We start from the raw sequence: 2,111 nt of genomic DNA on the forward strand, positions 1-2,111 counted from the left end.
CTTAGCAAGTTGTCTAATATCTAATGTGCTAATCACTAAATTCCCTCGCTCGACTAGCTTCATTCCTAATCGATACTTTCCATTTTCAGGATTTTGGTCGATGTAGCGAGATTCCTGGAGAGTTTTTAATAAAGAGTGAACAGTGCTTTTATGAAGTTCCATTTTTTCGCTAATATCAGTAATTTTCAGCTCAGTAGTGTGTTCATTAAATAAATCTAAAATTCGAAGAGAACGTTGGACAGATTGGATAATTGGCATAATTAACCCTCAAGTTCATTAGTATTATTGGCAGTGCAGATACAGTGCAAAACCTACCAGTATACTATTAACAGTAATATAGGATATTTGAAAATGCAATCAAAATCAGCCTATATCGTGCCAAAAAAGAGTTTTGTAGCACTTCGTTCAATTATACCGAAATAGTTCTATTGTAAGTGTTTACTTTTGAAGGGTGTATGTTATAATCAACTCAACAAATCTAAATGGTAGAATAGTGTTTTATAATGTAGAACAAATTGCTGTAAATCATTTCTACTAAATATATAAAAAGAGGGGAAAAGAATGAGTAAAATAAGAACATTTAACGGAATTATTCCTCCGGTGTCAACTATTTTTGATGAGCATCATAACCTTAATAAGAAGGATATGGGACTATTAATAGATTCTTTGATTCATGCAGGAGTAGACGGTTTGTTTTTCCTTGGAACTGGCGGAGAGTTTTCTCAAATGTCGGCACAACAAAGAATAGAAGTGGCGGAGTTTGCGGTTAGCTATGTAGATAAGCGAGTTCCTGTATTAATTGGGACAGGCAGCACAAGTACAAGTGAAGCCATTTCCTTGAGCCAACACGCTCAACTTATGGGAGCGGACGGAGTCGTTGTAATTAATCCCTACTACTGGAAATTAACAGAGGAAAACTTATTTCATTATTTTAGTGATATTGCTCAATCGATTGATCTTCCAATTATCCTTTATAATTTTCCAACCCTCACAGGCCAGGACCTAACGCCTGACTTTGTAAGGAGTCTTGTTGATAAGTATGATCATATCGTTGGAATTAAAGAGACGATTGATTCAATCGGTCATATCCATGAAATGATTATGAAGGTGAAAGGGAAGCATCCTCAATTTTCAGTTTTCTGTGGATTTGATAATCATCTGTTGAACACGCTCCAGCTTGGTGGAGATGGCACAATTTCTGCAAGTGGAAACTTCGCCCCTCATTTATCAGTTGGTATTTATCAATCGTTTATGAAAGGTGACTTAGAGAAGGCAGTTTCACTTCATAAGAAGCTAGCTGTACTGCCACAGCTTTACCAAATTGATAGTCCGTTTGTAAATGTTGTGAAGGAAGCAATGAAAATAAGTGGCTTGGATATTTCGACCCATGTGTTGCCACCGTCACGTTCACTTAGTAAGGAAAAGATTCAACAAGTGAAAGAAATTTTAGAAAGTACGAAGGTCATTCCAACAACGGTAAGATAGGATAGCGGATTATCGCTATTTTATCTGTAAGAATAGTTTTCTAGATAATTATCTGGTAGTGTCTAATTATTAAGACCAGAACTATGAAAAAAAATATTACATATTGGAGTGATAATATGTCAGTGAAATCAATTTTTAATGAAGAAGATTCATCTTTATATAATGTGAGAACGCATGCAAAAGGGCCGGTGGGCTTACTTCCTCTCACCCCACAGATGCTTGAAGAATCACCAAGTGGAGACTTGTTTGGTCTCTCTCAAAACGTAGGAATGGGTTGGGAGCCGAAAGAGTTACTTGGCACGCAGGTTTTAATTCTAGGTACCAAGGGTGGAATTCGTGACCATGATGGGAGTCCCATTGCGTTAGGTTATCATACGGGACATTGGGAAGTAGACTTATTAATGATCGAGGCTGCGAATGAAATCCGTAAAACAAAAGGTGTTCCCTTTGCCGCATATGTAAGTGATCCATGCGATGGTCGGTCACAAGGAACCTTAGGTATGTTCGATTCTTTTCCTTTCCGGAATGATGCCGCATTGGTGTACCGGAGGTTAATTCGCTCACTTCCAACTCGTGAGGCTGTTATGGGAGTCGCTACATGCGATAAAGGCTTACCAGCCATGATG

The 2,111-nt window shown here is 37.9% G+C and carries 3 protein-coding genes; 2 read left to right on the forward strand and 1 reads right to left on the reverse strand.

The annotated features are described in order from the left end of the window. The coding region (locus VR863_RS14900; RefSeq protein ID WP_324829309.1) for an IclR family transcriptional regulator at positions 1-258 on the reverse strand (258 nt) is incomplete at its 3' end. Between the two features lie 303 nt (positions 259-561). Between VR863_RS14900 and VR863_RS14905 the strand changes: the two genes are divergently transcribed. Both VR863_RS14905 and VR863_RS14910 read left to right on the forward strand, forming a co-directional pair. After that, positions 562-1,485, forward strand: a complete 924-nt coding sequence (locus VR863_RS14905) for a dihydrodipicolinate synthase family protein (protein WP_324829310.1) — start codon at positions 562-564, stop codon at positions 1,483-1,485. 83 nt (positions 1,486-1,568) lie between these two features. Further along, a partial coding sequence (locus VR863_RS14910) for a dihydroxy-acid dehydratase domain-containing protein (RefSeq protein WP_324829311.1) occupies positions 1,569-2,111 on the forward strand: 543 nt, incomplete at its 3' end.

Source organism: Qipengyuania zhejiangensis, from assembly GCF_035607565.1.
Classification (GTDB): domain Bacteria; phylum Pseudomonadota; class Alphaproteobacteria; order Sphingomonadales; family Sphingomonadaceae; genus Qipengyuania; species Qipengyuania zhejiangensis.